This window comes from Peribacillus simplex (genome assembly GCF_900156045.1).
In the GTDB taxonomy this organism is placed as follows: Bacteria; Bacillota; Bacilli; order Bacillales; family DSM-1321; genus Peribacillus; species Peribacillus simplex_D.
The window spans coordinates 752,123-769,552 of record NZ_FTMX01000002.1; the positions used below are offsets into that span (position 1 = coordinate 752,123).

At 36.4% G+C, this 17,430-nt stretch carries 17 protein-coding genes and 1 pseudogene; 10 read left to right on the plus strand and 8 right to left on the minus strand.

Translation table 11 applies throughout. From position 1 onward, the window contains the following. Positions 1-262: 262 nt before the first annotated feature. Complete coding sequence (locus tag BW986_RS10195) at positions 263-1,516, minus strand: cytochrome P450 family protein (protein WP_076367556.1); 1,254 nt, start codon at positions 1,514-1,516, stop codon at positions 263-265. A gap of 913 nt (positions 1,517-2,429) precedes the next feature. Between BW986_RS10195 and BW986_RS10200 the strand changes: the two genes are divergently transcribed. Continuing rightward, positions 2,430-2,627, plus strand: a complete 198-nt coding sequence (locus tag BW986_RS10200) for an IDEAL domain-containing protein (protein ID WP_076367558.1) — start codon at positions 2,430-2,432, stop codon at positions 2,625-2,627. Between the two features lie 381 nt (positions 2,628-3,008). On the opposite strand, the gene BW986_RS10205 is transcribed toward BW986_RS10200, so the two are convergent. Continuing rightward, positions 3,009-3,356, minus strand: a complete 348-nt coding sequence (locus BW986_RS10205; protein WP_076367560.1) for a VOC family protein — start codon at positions 3,354-3,356, stop codon at positions 3,009-3,011. A gap of 104 nt (positions 3,357-3,460) precedes the next feature. Continuing rightward, a complete protein-coding gene (locus BW986_RS10210) occupies positions 3,461-3,976 on the minus strand; it encodes a VOC family protein (RefSeq protein WP_311316541.1) in 516 nt (171 codons plus the stop codon). A gap of 374 nt (positions 3,977-4,350) precedes the next feature. On the opposite strand from BW986_RS10210, the gene BW986_RS10215 reads away from it, so the two are divergent. From BW986_RS10215 to pcp, 3 genes are read left to right on the plus strand one after another with little or no spacing between them, the layout of a single operon-like run. Continuing rightward, positions 4,351-5,028 (plus strand): DUF969 domain-containing protein, encoded by a 678-nt coding sequence (locus tag BW986_RS10215; RefSeq protein WP_076367562.1) that lies wholly within the window; start codon positions 4,351-4,353, stop codon positions 5,026-5,028. A 32-nt stretch (positions 5,029-5,060) separates the two neighbouring features. Next, positions 5,061-6,023 (plus strand): DUF979 domain-containing protein, encoded by a 963-nt coding sequence (locus BW986_RS10220; RefSeq protein WP_076367564.1) that lies wholly within the window; start codon positions 5,061-5,063, stop codon positions 6,021-6,023. A gap of 11 nt (positions 6,024-6,034) precedes the next feature. Further along, complete coding sequence (gene pcp, locus BW986_RS10225; RefSeq protein ID WP_076367566.1) at positions 6,035-6,682, plus strand: pyroglutamyl-peptidase I; 648 nt, start codon at positions 6,035-6,037, stop codon at positions 6,680-6,682. 541 nt (positions 6,683-7,223) lie between these two features. Here the strand turns inward: pcp and BW986_RS10230 are convergent. After that, on the minus strand, positions 7,224-8,126 hold the full coding sequence (locus BW986_RS10230) for a LysR family transcriptional regulator (protein WP_076367568.1): 903 nt from the start codon (positions 8,124-8,126) through the stop codon (positions 7,224-7,226). Positions 8,127-8,481: 355 nt separating this feature from the next. Here BW986_RS10230 and BW986_RS10235 point away from each other — a divergent pair, with 355 nt between their 5' ends. Further along, the gene (locus BW986_RS10235) at positions 8,482-9,357 is read left to right on the plus strand and encodes a DMT family transporter (RefSeq protein ID WP_260320833.1); all 876 of its coding nucleotides are present in this window, start codon (positions 8,482-8,484) and stop codon (positions 9,355-9,357) included. A 764-nt stretch (positions 9,358-10,121) separates the two neighbouring features. On the opposite strand, the gene BW986_RS10240 is transcribed toward BW986_RS10235, so the two are convergent. From BW986_RS10240 to BW986_RS10255, 3 genes are all read right to left on the minus strand, one after another. Beyond that, a complete protein-coding gene (locus BW986_RS10240; RefSeq protein WP_076367572.1) occupies positions 10,122-10,667 on the minus strand; it encodes a hypothetical protein in 546 nt (181 codons plus the stop codon). 441 nt (positions 10,668-11,108) lie between these two features. Beyond that, the gene (locus BW986_RS10245) at positions 11,109-11,591 is read right to left on the minus strand and encodes a DinB family protein (RefSeq protein WP_076367573.1); all 483 of its coding nucleotides are present in this window, start codon (positions 11,589-11,591) and stop codon (positions 11,109-11,111) included. 516 nt (positions 11,592-12,107) lie between these two features. Continuing rightward, positions 12,108-13,331, minus strand: coding sequence for an MFS transporter (locus BW986_RS10255; RefSeq protein ID WP_076367577.1), 1,224 nt, complete (start codon positions 13,329-13,331; stop codon positions 12,108-12,110). Positions 13,332-13,683: 352 nt separating this feature from the next. On the opposite strand from BW986_RS10255, the gene BW986_RS30155 reads away from it, so the two are divergent. Then, on the plus strand, positions 13,684-13,842 hold the full coding sequence (locus tag BW986_RS30155; protein WP_179086043.1) for a hypothetical protein: 159 nt from the start codon (positions 13,684-13,686) through the stop codon (positions 13,840-13,842). Between the two features lie 424 nt (positions 13,843-14,266). Here BW986_RS30155 and BW986_RS10260 read toward each other — a convergent pair whose 3' ends face one another. Beyond that, complete coding sequence (locus BW986_RS10260) at positions 14,267-14,629, minus strand: group I truncated hemoglobin (protein ID WP_076367579.1); 363 nt, start codon at positions 14,627-14,629, stop codon at positions 14,267-14,269. Between the two features lie 356 nt (positions 14,630-14,985). Between BW986_RS10260 and BW986_RS10265 the strand changes: the two genes are divergently transcribed. From BW986_RS10265 to BW986_RS10275, 4 genes and pseudogenes are all read left to right on the plus strand, one after another. Continuing rightward, positions 14,986-15,732 (plus strand): ABC transporter ATP-binding protein, encoded by a 747-nt coding sequence (locus BW986_RS10265; protein ID WP_311316542.1) that lies wholly within the window; start codon positions 14,986-14,988, stop codon positions 15,730-15,732. Continuing rightward, on the plus strand, positions 15,729-15,887 hold the full coding sequence (locus tag BW986_RS30160; RefSeq protein ID WP_179086044.1) for a hypothetical protein: 159 nt from the start codon (positions 15,729-15,731) through the stop codon (positions 15,885-15,887). The genes BW986_RS10265 and BW986_RS30160 overlap by 4 nt, the downstream gene beginning before the upstream one ends. A 454-nt stretch (positions 15,888-16,341) precedes the next feature. After that, positions 16,342-16,554, plus strand: coding sequence for a hypothetical protein (locus tag BW986_RS10270; protein WP_061461893.1), 213 nt, complete (start codon positions 16,342-16,344; stop codon positions 16,552-16,554). Between the two features lie 303 nt (positions 16,555-16,857). Continuing rightward, positions 16,858-16,995: pseudogene (locus tag BW986_RS10275) on the plus strand (EamA family transporter); the annotation flags it as partial. Positions 16,996-17,430 lie beyond the last annotated feature (435 nt).

Genomic DNA, 17,430 nt, shown 5'->3' on the forward strand with positions numbered 1-17,430 from the left:
CCGATAGTGGCATAAAGATCAATCTCAAAGCCATTGATTCTAAGCGTTAGCTCACCTTCTCTCTTCTCAGTTTCTTCACCCACCAATAACTAGACAATTAACAAAATCTTCTTAATCAAGATAACAAACTGTTCATTATTTTAAAAAAAGCCGCCCATCATTTGAGCAGCTCATAAACAGTATTTTAGTTTGGGTGTTCAGTGAACATATGAAAGGTTGGCTTCTGGACTTCCCCCGTCAAGTAGGGAGTTCTTTCTCTCAACTAAAAAACGACGGGCAGGGATGTTAACCCCTGTGAACTCAGCATGAAGTGCCATTTGACGTTCTCCCGAGGGACGCTGAGCTGCAGGTTGGGCATGCGTCTCAACAGGGTGGAAAACGCAACGTCTCCTTCGACACGGGCTAATGGCGCTCCCAAACACATATGGATGCCATGTCCAAAGGCGAGATGACGTTTGATTGTGCGCGTAATATCTAGCCCCTCTGGGTCCGTAAACTGGAGCTCATCCCGATTCGTTGATTTCAATACGGGAATAACCATTTCGCCCTTTTTGATTTGCTGCCCAGCTAGCTCGATATCTTCTGTGGCAAAACGCGGTCCCGCGATTGTGGAAGGCCCATTGAAGCGCAGCAGTTCTTCCACAGCTGCAGGAACGAGACTGAGGTCGGCTTTTGCCATATCCAGTTGCTCTGGATGATCCAGCAACATCAAAGTGCCGGTGGCAATGAGATTCGAAGTTGTCTCATGGCCGGCAAAGATCAATAGCGAGATCATCGAGATCAGTTCTGCTTCGTCGAGTCGATCTCCCTCCTCTTCGATGGCAACCAACTGACTAATCAAGTCATCAGCAGGATGCTGGCGTTTGTGGGCAACAAGCTGCACGATGTATTCCCCGAAAGCTCGTATCTGCTCTGCGACCCCTGGATCTTGCCTTCCTAGGCCCAGACCGTGCGCGATGACCTCAGACCAGCCCCTAATCCGTTCCTTGTCTTCTTGAGGCACCCCAAGCATGTGAGAAATGACGTTGATTGGCAAGGGATAGGCATAGTCCTTGACTAGGTCCATCTCGCCTTTATCTTGTACCTGGTCAAGTAATTCGTCAGCAATTTCCTGGACGCGAGGGCGTAAGCTTTCCATATATTTGGGCGTAAAGGCTTTTGACACCAACCTGCGCAACCGTTTATGATCGGGTTCGTCGACAGAAAGCATGGATTTTGCGTTAAGGAAGGTAGGGGGAGCAGTTGGATCAGCATTTTTTTGCCTGATATCACTATTACTATTGATCGAGCCCCCGTCTACAGTGAAGCGGGCATGATCTTTTAACACCTGCATTGCTTCTTCCATACGAGTAACCATCCATGCTTGGCCATCCATCCCACTAATCGGAGACGGGATAGGAATAACGGCACCCATTGTCCGCATCTGTGCGAATATCGGAAATGGGCTTTCACCACTTTCACCACTAAACACGTCCAATAGGGATTTCTCAGGTAAGTTTTGATCTGAATTATTCATGACAACCTTCCTTTCTCATTGTGCCCTTTACGGGAGTCATCTGTTTTTTTATATATTGTCCAAGGAATTATCTATTGACCTAAAATACCTTTCAAAAAACCACCAGAATGATAATCTTTAAGTTTTAAATAACATCTAATTTCCTCCTTAGTTTACAACTAGGATAATTTTATACATATTTTAGATTGTTGATTTGCCTCTTAAATTCTTACTGGCTTCTTTAAAAATACAGAATTAACTGTAAACAGGGGCTTGTCGGTACTGATCCGTTCGGAATATGAAATTGCATCTATATAAACCGCATCTGACCTACCAGGGCAGACTTATGTTTATTTAACTAGGTATTACATTACCTATGGCTTCGCCATTGTCTTCACTACGTTCGACAACAATCTTTAAAACATGTCATATGTTATATGCAATAAACTGATGCGAAAAATTTTTAGTCCTTCCAGAACCATTTACGAATCCATTTGGAAGGAATGGCAACCAATACAGCAATTACAATAAGAACTACTTTAAGTATAAAGAATCGTTCATCTAAAGGTATCAAAATATTTCTTCCACATGTATGACGTATTTTTTATTTTGTGCAGAATGTAATTCGGTTTGCATTTCGTATATTTCCAACCCTTCCATAGTCATCCCCCTCATTATCCTTTTCCTATTAATTTTACCACAAAAAACCATTGTCTTTATTCAACTAACCTGCCCCTTTAGTTCTATAAAGAAGGTTCCATAAACGCTATTTTTGTTCCAAAACTCGTCATTCTTGTTACACCTGTTTTTTCACTTATGTTTTTCATTGATTCTTTTTTCATTGAGCAAATTTTATTGGAACTACTTAGAAAAATATTTGAATAGTCTGAAAACTATTGTTATAATAGAAAAAAGGTCAAGGAGTTGGTTTCCTATGGAAAAGAATTTGGCTAATACACCACCACAACCTGAAATAAATGTTATGGATTCTGAATTTGCTGAAATGGTGTTAAACAAAGCCCTTCTTAATTTCCGAAAAGAGCAAATCCGAAAAGAGATTGACCAGTCATTAGAGGATCAAAACAAAGAAGAATTCCTACGATTAACAGAGGAATTGAAAAACATTTCTTAAAATGTTGTTTATAAAATGAACTTAACATATTTGTAACTTAAGAAGTACGCCAAAACGCCAATCCTATATCTATAAGGGATTGGCGTTTATTTGATTTTTATCGATTAAGCACGATATTATAAATAAGTTATTATTTGTTCCAAAACTCGTGGTATTTTGCACATCCAACTCCTTCCATTTATATGACTAAAATATATCAATCCCTTTAGGTAGAAGGATAGAGAAGTTATATAATAAAGTTATCGGAATTTTCATTGATCAAAAACATAACTCTTCAACTAACCTGCCCCTTTAGTTGCATAAGGAAAAAGCTGCCTTAAAGACAGCTCCGATCTTCAGCTAACGCTCCCGTTAGCTCAATAGCAATTGAATTACAACTCGTTATTTCTCCCAAAGCTCGATCAGTCGACCTTCAGGATCTTCAATCCAAATAAACTTTCCAAATTCACTAATCTCTTTTTTCTTTGCAAGAGGTACACCAATATGTTCAAGATGTTTAATAGTCTCGTTCAGATTATGTACTTGGAAATTTAACATCACTTGTTGTTCTGTTGGAAAATAACTGTCATTCTCGGTAAAGAAAGAAAAGATAGTCTCACTTCCTAATTGGGGTTTTATCACAGCCCCATTCCAATTTTCTATTTCAATCTGCAACACTTCACTGTACCATTTTTTTACAACTTCAAGATTCTTAGTTCTCCAAAATATTCCTCCAAAACCTTTTATCATCGTATGCAACTCCTGTCTGTGATCAAATTTTTAGCTATCCGATTACATTGCCCCGTCACTTCAATAAGAAAAGAGCCAGTAAAGGAAGCCCTTATCTTTGCTACTTATAGATTTTGTTGATTAACATTTAGTTCAATCAAATTACCATCAGGGTCGGCACAGAAAATTTGTGCGAATCCACTTTTCCCGTATGGTTTTTCAAGGATTTCAACTGCCTTCTGTTTTAACCATTTAAGAGTGTCATGGTAGTTCTCGACTCTAAGGGCAAAGTGACCTTCTCTGCTGGATAATCTTTTATCCTTACGAATCGTCTGTGAAGTGGGATCGACTATCAAGTGAAGTTGATGTCCCTCTATTTCATACCAGGCGCCTGGAAAATCAAAATTAGGACGCTCTATTTCTTTTAAACATAAAGTTTTACCATAGAATTCTTTTGCTCTTTCCAAATCTGTAACGGTAAGACTTACATGATGGAGGCATTTATATTTAATCAAAACCTTCACTTCTTTCTTTTTAACTAATTTATTTTTTACCTTAGTCGTTTTGTGGCTAAGATGCCCCCCTCGCACCGCATCTGAATCTTGATCGGTTAATTTAAACAATTCGGCAACTAGAATCAATAATCCTTCTTCAACTAAACTGCGCTCGATAGATGTTATAAAGAAAAGGCTAACTTAAAGTCAGCTTAGATCTTCGCACCCGGTTAGTTAAATAGACTATATAACAATCCTATTTGTGGTGATATTATTCTTGAATCTCTTTAATGCTTCTTCTTCCACCGAATAGGCGTTTCCTATTTTTTAGTTTTTCTACTGTTGTAAATAAGTATTTTTGATGCATTTTATCTATTCTTTCATTAAAAAAACTTCGATTTCCACATAATAAATTCAATTGATTAATAAATAATCTATTTCAAAAATTCTCACTTTACTATACAATAACACTTAGTTTATATTTTTTCAGAATAGTTTTAATAATAAGAGAGGGGATATATATGGTTCTAATTGGTGTTCTTTTAATCATGATTGGATTCTTACTTAGATTCAATTCAGCAGTTGTGGTAACGGTTTCAGCAATCGTAACGGGGATGATTGCCGGTATTCCCATCACCAGTATTATTACCCAATTTGGCGAAGCATTTACAACTAACAGGTACATGTCTATTCTAATAGTCACGCTTCCCGTTATTGGGCTGCTTGAAAAAAATGGTCTCCAGCAACAAGCTTCAAAGGTGGTATCAAAAATTAAAGCCATCACTGTTGGCCGGGTATTGACTATGTATTTATTAATTAGGGAAATCGGAGCTGCTCTTGGTTTAAACAGCCTTGGTGGTCATCCGCAGACTGTACGCCCGCTGATTGCCCCAATGGCAGAAGGAGCTGCTCTATCAAAATATGGTAAGCTGCCTGAGAAAGAGCAGCAGGAAATCCGTGCACATGCTGCCGCTACCGATAATATCGGCTTGTTCTTCGGCGAAGATATTTTCGTGGCGGTTGGTGCAATTCTATTGATGAACGGATTTTTTGAACAAAACAATATCCCTGCTGACCCAATATCAATGGCGTTATGGGGAATTCCTACTGCCATCTTTGCTTTTATCGTACACGCCATTCGCCTCCGTATGTTTGATAAAAAGCTGGATAAACGTTTAGGTAATCGTGGCAAGAAATGATAAACACTCCAAAGAGAAAGTGAGCATCTATTATGATATTCTCAGTTGAAATGATTTACGTATTGATGGGCATCATTGTTCTAGGCTGCTCCCTATATATTTTCACCGATCGGACGAACAGCCGCCGATTGACTACGGGAAGCTTTTACTTGATTTATTCAATTACATTATTGTTCGGCCAAATTATTCCGCCATTTTACATTGGGCTTATGGTTATTATTATGGTTTTAATCATTGCAAGTGGCGGGTTAAAGAAAAGCGAACATGTTGAAGAAAGCATTACTGTAAAAGAAGAGAGAAGGAAACGGCTTGGCGGTCGGCTTTTCCTACCCGCCATCTTGATTCCTATTCTAACCTTAGCTGGTTCTAAGCTGCTAGACGGTGTTAAAATTGGCGGAAAGGCTTTGCTGGATCCATCTAATGTAACGATGGTTGCTTTAGGTCTGGCGTGTTTGACTGCCATTATTTTTGCGATGGTGATGACACGCGGAACACCTACAGGAGCTGTGAAAGAATCACGTCGCCTGCTAGAATCTATTGGGTGGGCTGTATTGCTGCCACAGCTACTTGCAACATTTGGAACCATTTACACAAATGCAGGGGTTGGTACAGTCGTTTCCAAAGCTGTGACAGCAATCATTCCCGAAGGTTCGCTATTTTGGATTGTGGTCATTTTCTGTCTCGGCATGGCTATATTCACTATGATCATGGGGAACGCCTTTGCTGCCTTCCCAGTTATGGCTGCAGGTATCGCCATTCCTTTTCTGATTAACCAATTTGACGCTAATCCAAATCATATAGCTGCCATATCTATGTTTGCGGGTTATTGTGGAACACTAATGACGCCAATGGCTGCCAACTTTAATATTGTGCCGGCAGCATTGCTGGACTTGAAAGATAAAAATCATGTCATAAAAGTTCAAGTTCCAACAGCTTTGGCAGTATTAGCTTTCAATATCGTACTTATGTACTTACTTGTTTCAATAGGAGTATAGGAGGGATCTTCATGATGCAAAAAGTGTTATTAACCGGGTTTGAGCCCTTTGGCGGAGAAAGAGTAAACCCTTCCTGGGAAGCCGTAAAACAGTTACATGGAGAAGTTATAGATGATGTGACTCTAGTTGCTGAACAAATCCCAACGGTATTCGGGAAATCAATTGCAGTAATGGAGCACCATATCCAGCAGCATAATCCTGACATCGTTATCTGTGTAGGACAAGCCGGGGGACGACTTCACATCACACCTGAACGGGTGGCAATCAATATAGATGATGCTAGAATCCCAGACAATCAAGGAAACCAGCCTATTGATAAGCCGATTGCAGACAAAGGACCAGTAGCCTATTGGTCTACGATCCCCATCAAAAGAATTGTCGAAAACATGAAGGAAAGCAACATTCCTGCATCGGTATCCCATACCGCCGGAACATTTGTATGCAACCATATCTTCTATGGATTAATGGACTATATCAACCTAAACTCATCAAGCATCCGGGGTGGATTTATCCATATTCCTTTCATTCCGGAGCAAACCATTAATAAAGAAGCGCCTAGCTTAAGCCTTGAGACAATTGTTAAGGGCATAAAAATAGCTGCTGTCACAGCTGCTAAATATGAATCGGATATTCATACAGTCGGCGGGACGACCCATTAATTGTACGGTTTTTTTAAAATTTGACCGATTTACTGTTTTGGTTATAATTCATGATTGGCCTCATGTTTATGATGAAAGTGTCCTTTTCGCTTGCGAGCTTGGGACACTTTCATCATATCAAGAGTCTTTTTGTGCTCAAATCCCATTTTCGTTCATTACAATAATCCCCATAATAAAGGAGCTGCTGATAATGAGGTAAAGCACCAAGTTCATTTCTGTTTTTTCCATAACCCACCTGAACAGGGGGTAAAGCCACAAGTTTCATAAAAGTTTTTATGTTGCGGATCAAACGTTAAGATAACAATTTCTAAACCATACCGTTCAGATTTGCTTAATAATTCTCTTACTAACTCCACACCAATTCCCATTTTTTAATAATCAGATGAACAATTATGTCTTCTATATAACCATGTTCTAATCCCATGCCAGCAACATAACGCATCCATGAAATTTAAATTTCAGACAGCCTTGAGATATGCAAATAAGACTTTCAAATAAAACCTGTATATTTATGTTGATGCTGGTTTAACATGATGTGATTTTAACCGTTGCTTTGCTTGCCGCATTCAATGAGTTGTGTTGCTGTATCAAGAAATTGTTTAACCAAAATTGAATCTTCATCCGTCCGCCAAGCAAGACTCATTTCTACACGTGGGGCTTCTTGCTCTATGTTTACATACCTGACATCCCGCATATGAAAATTCGATGTTGATCTTGGTACGATACTAATACCCAGACCTGATGCAACCAACCCTATAACTGTCTGTATTTCTTTCACACCTTGACGTATGACTGGGCTGAAGCCAGCATCATGACATTTAGAGATGATATCGTCGTACCAACTCGGCCAAATTTCCCTCTCCACCAAAATAAATTGTTCGGTGCTCAGATCACCCAACGATATTGAAGCTCGTTGCGCAAATGGATGCAACTTCGGTACAACAGCGATACATGTCTCTTGATAAACTGACAAGAGTGATAAAAGCGGATCAAAAATAGGAGGTCTTACAAAACCAATGTCAATTTCCTTATTATGAAATGCCTCAATTTGCATTGGTGTAGGCATCTCGTGAAGAATCAAATCTACGTATGGAAACTGTTCCTGAAACCCCCGAACAATGATAGGAAGAATATCAAATGTTGCAGAACCTACAAACCCCACCACTAATTGTCCAACCAATCCATTTTGTGCCCTAAGAGCTGAAGCCTTAGCCCCCTCTAATTTGGTAAGGACCTGGCGAACTTCTTGCAAGAAAATCTTTCCCGCATTTGTCAGCTCTACATGTCTTTTTGTTCTCTCAAACAGCTTTACGCCAAGTTCACTTTCAAGTTGTAAAATCTGTTGACTTAAAGGTGGTTGTGTCATCTGTAAACGCATTGCAGCACGACCAAAATGCAACTCTTCTGCCACAACAGTAAAATATTTAAGCTGACGCAGCTCCACGGTATTACTCCTTCCGATTAAGTCGTTTTACGACTTAAAAATATGATTTTTATATATTAGACACTAGTTAATTCTCGTTGTAAAGTTTTTTATAAAGGAATGAAGATGTAATGATGAAAACAAATGGACTATGTTTAGTCAAAATCTATATGCTGATCTTCAATTGTTAGCTATCAATGAAACTTGCTAACAGGTGGAGAACCGACACACCTAAAGTCCGAGAAATTTAATTGGACTGGACCATATGTTTCTAGCACACTCTAAATGAGATTGTGAACTCAATCGTTTGTTAAATGTTCTTCATAATTCTAAAAATGTTTATTTAAGGGAGAGGATTATTCGTATGAATGCTTCGATGGCCATTTTATGTCTGATATGGGGATTTAATTTTGTTATCATGAAATTAGGAAATGGTGTTTTTCCTCCTGGGGAGTTTGCTGCATTGCGATTTTTAACCGGTTCCTTCGTACTCCTAGGTGTGTGTTTGATGAAAAAAATACCACTACCAAATAAATCGGATTTCAAGTGGCTGGTTCTAAGCGGGCTGCTCCAAACAACTTATTTTAATGTCGCTATTCAAATATCGCTTAACTACATTAGTGCAGGACTTACATCTGTTTTGACCTACAGTATGCCGCTTTTTCTATCAATAATGGCACATAGATGGATTCCTGGTGAACGGTTGACAGCAAGGAAGACGTTTGGAATCATAATAGGAATAGTGGGTTTATTTCTTGCTATGAATATCCATTTAGGAGGATCCATTTGGACTGTGTTACTGGCACTAAGCTCTGCTATTTCTTGGGCTATAGCTAACTTGCTTTTTAAACTAAAATTAAATCATTGTGATACCATTCAATTTACCACTTGGCAAATGACGATTGGAGCGGTGGGGTTATTGGTATATACTCTTTCATTTGAACACGGTGAATCGAATTGGGGTTTCATGCCGGCTGTTTATATTCTGTTTTCTGGGGTTGTTGCCTCGGCCTTGGCTTTTGTATTGTGGAGTCATATCTTGAAACGTACAGAAGCTAGCAAAGCATCAATTTCTTTACTACTTGTACCAATTGTGGGTGTCATTTCTGGATTCATATTTTTGGATGAAAACTTAAAAATAGCTACATTAGTAGGGATATTACTTGTACTGGTAGGAATATGGATTGTAAATAGTAAGCGTACTCACGAAAATCGTAAGGTCGAATCAAATGTTATGAATAAAGGACTATAGACGGAAAGACCCTATTGGGTAATCCCCTACACTACCTAACGTAACCAATATAGTCCCACGAATATTGGTATTGATTCTAATGGTGATCATATTTCAAAAAACGACTAATTCAATTATCTTATTCCGATAATTTAACTCTTTTAATGGTAGTCGATCCCCTCTACGTTAATGAATCGACTTCTTTTTACTTTTTCTTAATGAACTAAAGCACCCGTTAATTCTATAAGGAATTATATTTGTATGTTGTAGGGTTAAAATAAAGTTTGATCAAAAGTGTGCTGCAAAAGCTGAATTTATAATAGAAGAAACCCACACATTTTGAACAAAGATTGATCAAAATGTATGGATTTGATTTTTAGGTTATAGAGATTTTTATAAAAAAGATTGATTATAAATACACGGATTCTTTTAAATGAATTAACTTCCAATAAGCACGTATGATTACAAGTAGTACCATTCTTGTTATTTTAAATGGTTTACGTATCTTGAATAATCGAATTTAATCAACTGTACCTCATTAAAAAGCCCGACCATTTTGAACGAATGGTCGGGCTTTACTATAGAACTTTTTGTCAATTGTTGTTTCTTTGAATAAACGTTAAAAAAGGTGTTGGAGGTGTTGGAAATGAATCGTAGTTACGTCCTTTTCTCCATGCTTCGATTGATTCTATAACAAGTTCTATAAATATTTTATATTTTTCATAATCATCTTTTAATATTAAGTCAAAATCTTTGGTAAACATGATAAATTGATACGTTTTCGTTTAATCCTCATCACTTGTAATCGGAACTTTATTGTACGGATAATCAGAAAAATTCGAAACGAAATCAAAACCTATTCCGTCATGGCCTCCCCAAAGATAATATCTATCTTTTGATGTCGTTTTTGTATAATCCAAAATAAATCTCGCTAAACCAATGTCACTCGTTAAATCCATTTCTATTGTTTCCTCAGTAGAAAACAAAATACTATCATTGTTAAAAGCGTCCAAATAGGCTTTAGGAAAATAATTGACTAGCTCTTCAATATTATTTATTTCTACTAAATGATGATAATTTCTAGGCGCAACTTTCGATGTTTTTGCTCCTTTCGATATATTAATTTCCTTCGAACCACTAATTCCATGTAAATAAATCGGATACTTATTTAATTTTTTAAAAAATTCTTTTAAGCTTTGGCTATAACCCGTAGTTAAATCCTCTTCAACTGAATCAATAAAAAAATAAAAATTAATCATCCCTCTCTTCCCAGATTTAAAAATATATGAAAAACCGTCTCCAACTAAAAAATCATTTAATGATATTTCCATTACCATACCACCTTATAATTTGCTGATGTTTTTATATAGACATTAGTTGGTATAAATTCAGCTATAATGTAATGCACCCCTGATTTATAATGATAATGCCAAATTCCTTTTCCATATTGCTTACTGGTTTTATTTCCCATTTTTTCAAATAAGCTACCTTTGGTAGTGTATGATAGTCTATAGAAAAAACTCGTCCTTTCCCTTTCTCAATAACTTTAAGTAATACTCCTCCATCAGACTTAATGCTATATTTAACGGTTAAACTTTGTTTTAAACGGTCGAACTTTATTTTAAATCTACATTAATCATCAATGATTTTTTTATCATAATTCTCTTCAAGTCATTGTTCAACTAACCTGCCCCGTTACTTGAATAAGAAAAAAGGATTGCCGCAGCAATCCATTCTAGCGAAAAGTTCCAATTAGCAGCTAAGTCAACTTCTCATGCATTCGCCTTCCAACTGTTTTGCAGTTTCCTAATATAAATAATTTGACCGATATGATATGCATTATGGGTAGTTGCATTTCCAAGAATTTGCCACCACTTAACTTTTTCAGGAAAACCTATAACATCACTTTCTATTTTTTCATTAGTTAATAACCCTTCCCACTTTAAAAGGACTTCTAATAAGATTTTTTTCAAATCGATAAAGGACATATATTCAGGACTTAAAAAGCTCCGATTATTATCTCCGATTGAAGATACAGCGTCTACGTTGGATTTTTCGTACCTGGTTTGCCAAGTTTGATTCCAATAAATCAGATGTTGTACAATTTCAGCTATACTGTTACTATCTTTGCTTGGCTTCCATAAAGCCTGTTCTTCCGTCAAATTTTCAACTGATTCTGAAAATGGTTTGTACCAACTAGGGTCATTAGCATTCGCTAAGAACTGGTCAGAAATAATATCTTTTACGTTGGTCATTCTATTCGCTCCTCAATTCTAATTAGAATATGGATTCCTAAATTAAGTACAACAGCCATCCTCCCTGATGTTAAAATGATTTTCCTACTCAATTTAGTTTCAAGACAACCACCACAAAAACCTTTTTCTTCTTCAACTAACCTGCCCCGATAGTTCCATAAGAAAAAGCTGCCTTAAAGACAGCTCTGATCTTCAGATAACGCACCTGTTAGTAGAAGAAAAAATAGTCAATAGCTATCCAATAAAAGAGTAATGCACTAATAAACCAAATTAAGTAGTCCTTTCGCTTTTTTTCTCTAACTATAAAATTTTCTATGCCAATTAATAGGACTCCTGTTCCAAGCATAAGGTACATAATTGCAGAATAGCTCCAATAGTTATCAATATTATTCCTCACTAAAAACCAAGCAAATACTACACCAACAAATACAGTTAATTGTGCATACATAAGAGGTTTAACTCTACGTTCAGTTAAAGCACCTGTTAGTTCTTTAAGATATTTTAAGTATTGTCTCTTTAACCAGAAATAAATTTTTTACTTTCTTCAAAATAACCAGCCTTTGAAGGAATAAATACAGTAATGAAAAGTAAGGTTGCAAAAATTGCTCCGACAATAGAAAAAATAATACAAACAACTTGTAATGAAAACCATTCTATTGTTAACCCTAAGAGCAGTGTCAATCCAATTTGAATCATACCTTGCACCATATCTGCAATACTTCCGAACCTTCCCATAATTGCTACTGGTACATTACTTTGAAAAAAGGTAGCATATCCTGCATTCGCAAATGCCATAAAGAAGCCTAAAAATATAAAAGACAATGTTGCGGTTAAAAAGTCAAAAGATGCATAAAACAAAACATATCCTATTGATGTCAGTAACATTCCGGCACCTATAAATAACCTTAGTTGCAACTTCTTAGATACAACGGCGGCGACAGTAGCTCCTCCCAACGCCCCAATACCAGTAATACTTACAATTAAGCCATAATCACTATCAGACAACTCCAAGTGCTGTTTAATAAAAGTAACCTCTTGTGAATCTAGTGCAAAGCCAATTAGCATTGCACATTGAAACAATAAGTAAACGGATACAAAGAACTTTGCAACCTTAGTAAATTCCCTAACTGCTTTCCAGTCGTTTATGATAGTTTTCCACTGAACTGGTTCTCTTATATTATCTAAATCTTCATCAACGTCAGGAAGAAGATAGATGAAAAATGCACAAATTATAAAAGTAATCGCATTAATAACAATGCATAATTTTGTCCCTGCATACATAATAAGGATCCCTGAAATAGCTGGACCTAATAAAAATGCACCGGAGCTGGCCAAACTCATAATCGAATTAAATCTTTTTCGATTTACAAGAGGTACCAGCTTTGTTATGTAAACGGATGAGCTTGGACCAAAGAATGAGCCTGCAATATTAATCAATAAAAGGACTGTATATATAGTCCATAATGATGATATGAAAGGAATTACAAATACTAAGACCCCTCTTATAATATCAATAGATATCATTAATCTTCGTTTATTAACACGATCAATCACACTCCCAGACCACGTATTAGTAATTAATACGGCAATAGGCCTTATTATATAGAGCCCCGCAACTGCTGTTGCAGAGCCAGTTAAGTTTAATATCGAAATATTAAGTGCAATTAAGTAAATCCAATTCCCTAAATATGAAACCCCTATTCCTGATATTAAAAGAATAGGATTCTTCCAACTGGTCATTCACTCACCTTATTTCTTATATAATTACCTTCAATTTGCATCTGAACACTCTCGTTATTGGTAGAATGTTACACATTATCTATAACTAAATAATATTCTTTGATAACAGTAAAGATGCAATGAAATTTCTTTATACAATTCTATAAATTCAACCAATAACACCCTCACTATTATCATTTCTTCTTCAACTAACCTGCCCCTTTATTTGCATAAAGAAAAAGGCTGTCTAAACAACAGCCACACTATTACATCCTAAGTTAGTCTTTTTGTAGATATTTATGTTCCATAAAAAATCATTAATAGCATTAGAAATATGTTTAACACCAACAATATCTTTCCAAAGAGATTTTTTATGGCTAAAACAGAGAATACAATAGAAATCATGAATGAAAAAATCGCTAGTTTAGGTGGAAAATACACAACGTCTAAAATGCTTGACATAGAAAAATACAAAAGAAAAAAGCTAATAAATATAAATATCATTGAAAAAATTAATGCTATAGTGAGATAAATAAAAGTCCTGAGTTTTTTCAGATGTTGTTTCTCATGACTATAATCAACCATTTTTCCCTCCTGATATTAAGTTTGTTTAATCCTTAAAAATCAGCCCATACCGGATACTATTCTCTATCTGAACAATAAATACCTTTTTCAACAATCCAGCCCCTTTATTTGCATAAAGCTGCTGATCAGCTCCTGGTAATGAGGTAAAGAACCTGTTAGCTTAATAAGAATTATTTACTAGTTGTTCATTATAAATACTAATTGATGTACCTTCTCTTTTAATTAATTATCTATTATTTGCTTTAGTACCCTTGGTTCACGTAGTTCTTCATTTTATGATAATAATCCCCCTATGGAACTCCCTTTTCTTCCATAAGAAAAGGAGCTGCCAGTCAGCTCCTGAAGGAAAGTACCTTTTAGCTAAATATCGTTTATTTATACAAGATATCATCTCTTAATGAAGCAACTTTAGTTAAAGCTGTATCTATGTCGGCTTCATTCACTCCAAAGTGAGCAAGTGCATCGTTTAGATGTTTTACAATGGCATCAAAATGGGCTGGTTGCAGATTCAATCCATGGTGAGCTTTTGCCATGGATTGTCCAGAATATTGTTTTGGACCACCTAATGCAAAACTAATAAATTTCGTCTGATGACGGCGTTGTTTTTCCATATCCGTCTTTTCAAAAAAATGATTGACTGTATCATCCTTAAGAACCAACTCGGAGTAAAAATAGTCCACAATTTTTGCTATCGCTTCTTCTCCGCCAACTTTTTCATAAAGTGTTTGTTCCATATATACACTCCTATTTTTGTAGTTAATAGAAGTATTTTCTGTAGATTATTTCGTTTTTATTCCTTATCTTTTATCAAATTCCTTTAATTGATAATAAGCCGCTCAAGCACCTTATGATCTTATGCAACCACTCTGGCCCTTTCCCTGAAGAAGAATTCGGTTATATTCAACTTGTTGCCACTAAGTTGCTGAAAATGCATAATTGATTTAGTGAATTCCATTATTACTTTCACTATTCACTTTTATTTTACCTATTTAAATTGTAATGTGACAAAATTGTAATCTTACTTCCTGTTACATCTATGGTGGTGAAAGGGATGAATTTTATAGTATGTAACATGAGGAGGAGATTTACGTTGAAAAAAGTATTACAAACTAAAAACTTATCTAAATCCTATGGAAAGACACAGGTTTTAAAGAATATTGATTTGACCATAACCTCGGGTGAATTTACGGCGATTATGGGGCCTTCCGGTTCAGGAAAAACAACACTGATGAATGTGCTATCGACGATTGATAAATTTTCCGGCGGGGAAGTCTGGCTTGAAGAACAGGCTCTGTTGGATTTAAACAAAAAAGCATTGCGCACATTCCGCCAAGAACGAATGGGTTTCATCTTTCAAGATTACAACTTGCTTGATACTTTAACGATTAAAGAGAATATTCTTCTGCCCCTTTCATTAAGGAAATTTTCTGCGGATGAGATGGAAAGACGTTTAAGACCAGTCATCCAGGCATTGAATATTGAAGAAATTCAGGATAAATACCCCACAGAAGTTTCTGGTGGTCAGAAACAACGGGCATCATCTGCGCGTGCCATTATTACAAATCCTGCGATTGTCTTTGCAGATGAACCTACAGGCGCTCTTGATTCCAGATCAGCAACACAATTATTGGAACAGTTAGCGAGCTTAAATGAAACGTTTCAAACGACCATTCTCATGATTACACACGACTCCTATGCAGCAAGCTTTTATAAAAGGGTTATCTTCTTGCGTGATGGGGGAATCGTAAACGAGCTTTATAAAGGTGACCAAAGTCAAAGCGACTTTTTCGATCGAATCCTTCACATCCAGAGTGCCATGGGAGGTAATCAAAGGTGAACTTACTGAATATAACGTTGCGGAACGTTCAGCGTAATTTCCGTGTTTATACGATTTATCTGTTCGCCATGATTACAGGTGTCATGATCCATTTCACCACCTCATCACTGGTCAAACTCCATAACCTCCACAACTTCATATCTCCACTTCGTTAGGGTATCGGCCACTATTTTCCTAATTTTTTCATCATCTTCAATTATCATAATTTTAAACATAACAATCTCCTATTCATGGACTGCATCGATAAAGGTTTAAATGTTCTTTAATATCATTATGCTAATTATTCCAAACTCCTGTCATTTGTACAATACATCACTCCAGAATATGGGTCCAATTAAAGAAATTTTAGAGAAGAGATGCGATACATCTCCCTTGGGGTATCCTGCTGTTTGAGAACAAACTCGAAAAATAAGGAGAAGTCATCATCCATTGGAGAATATTCATTTCTACAAAAAAATAATTGTGGACTAACCCTATTGTCGCATCTCTCTCCTTTTCTACGGAAACAGGAGATATTAATTTTAAGATAAAAAAGTTACCCGCTTGTCCAAAAAATAAGTATAAGAATGTAATAGATTGGATAAACTAATAAAAAAGGAGTGGGAGATTATGGAGACTAAAATTAAAGAAGGAACAAAAGAAATGTGGAGCGAAATTAATGAATGTATAACTCGGAAAATTAATGAAAAACATGATTTATCCTTTCAAAAGAAGAGCAATGATAATTATATGAATCTATATATTCAAACCGCAGTATTACACACCTTATTTGAACTATCAGATGAGTTCAGGAAAATCGAACGAAAATATAACCGATTGTGATGCTTCCGGAAAGGTCATGCACTAAAAATTTCAACTTAATGGTGGATTAGAATTAAACTCTTCAAGGGAGCCTTTTAATCCTAATCCACGTTTTTTCTTTCTTACATCATTACCGCTGCCGCAATTTGACTAACACCATTACTGCACCATTTGCTTCCCTACCCTATAAATTCCTCTTTTCATTCCAACTAGAATCCATTTTTCAATCTTATCTAAAATAAAGGCAAAGATCATTCGTCAATCAAGACAGTATCTAAAGCTTTAAAACACCTGACAAAACCCCACCTTTTCCTACTAGCGACTGGTGTATTTTTCTTTTTACAGCCTATAGTGGGTACTTTTTTAGGTTGGTTAATACTAGGTGAACAAATCGGCTTGTCTTTTTGGATAGGTACAATATTAATTTTTATTGGTGTGTTATTAGTCATTCGGGAAGAATAACCCACATTAAAATGTTTGTTAAAGTTATATTTTAAAAAGTACCCTATAAAGCAGTCACTTTAAAAAGGTCTGCCTATAGGGTACTTTTTGTGGTTTTACTTCTTTGTTTTTGGCTATTTTCGCATACTTTGTTGCTATTTACCAAGTGATGCGGTGTAGTTGATTTCCCCTCCAGATGCTCGCTTTCCGCGGGGCGGGCGGTGAGCCTCCTCGGCGTAAACGCTTGTGGGGTCTCACCTGTCCCGCTGCTCCCGCAGGAGTCTCGCACTTGCGCTCCAATCAACCTTAAATCGTTTCGTTTTAAAAAACAACAATCTTTACGCAAAGAGCCTTGTTTTTCTAAAGCAATCCAATTTTTATTTGAATAGACAAAAAGATGTATATTTTCATTTCCTTCAACCTATTTCATTGAAAAATACCTTTTATACATTCATT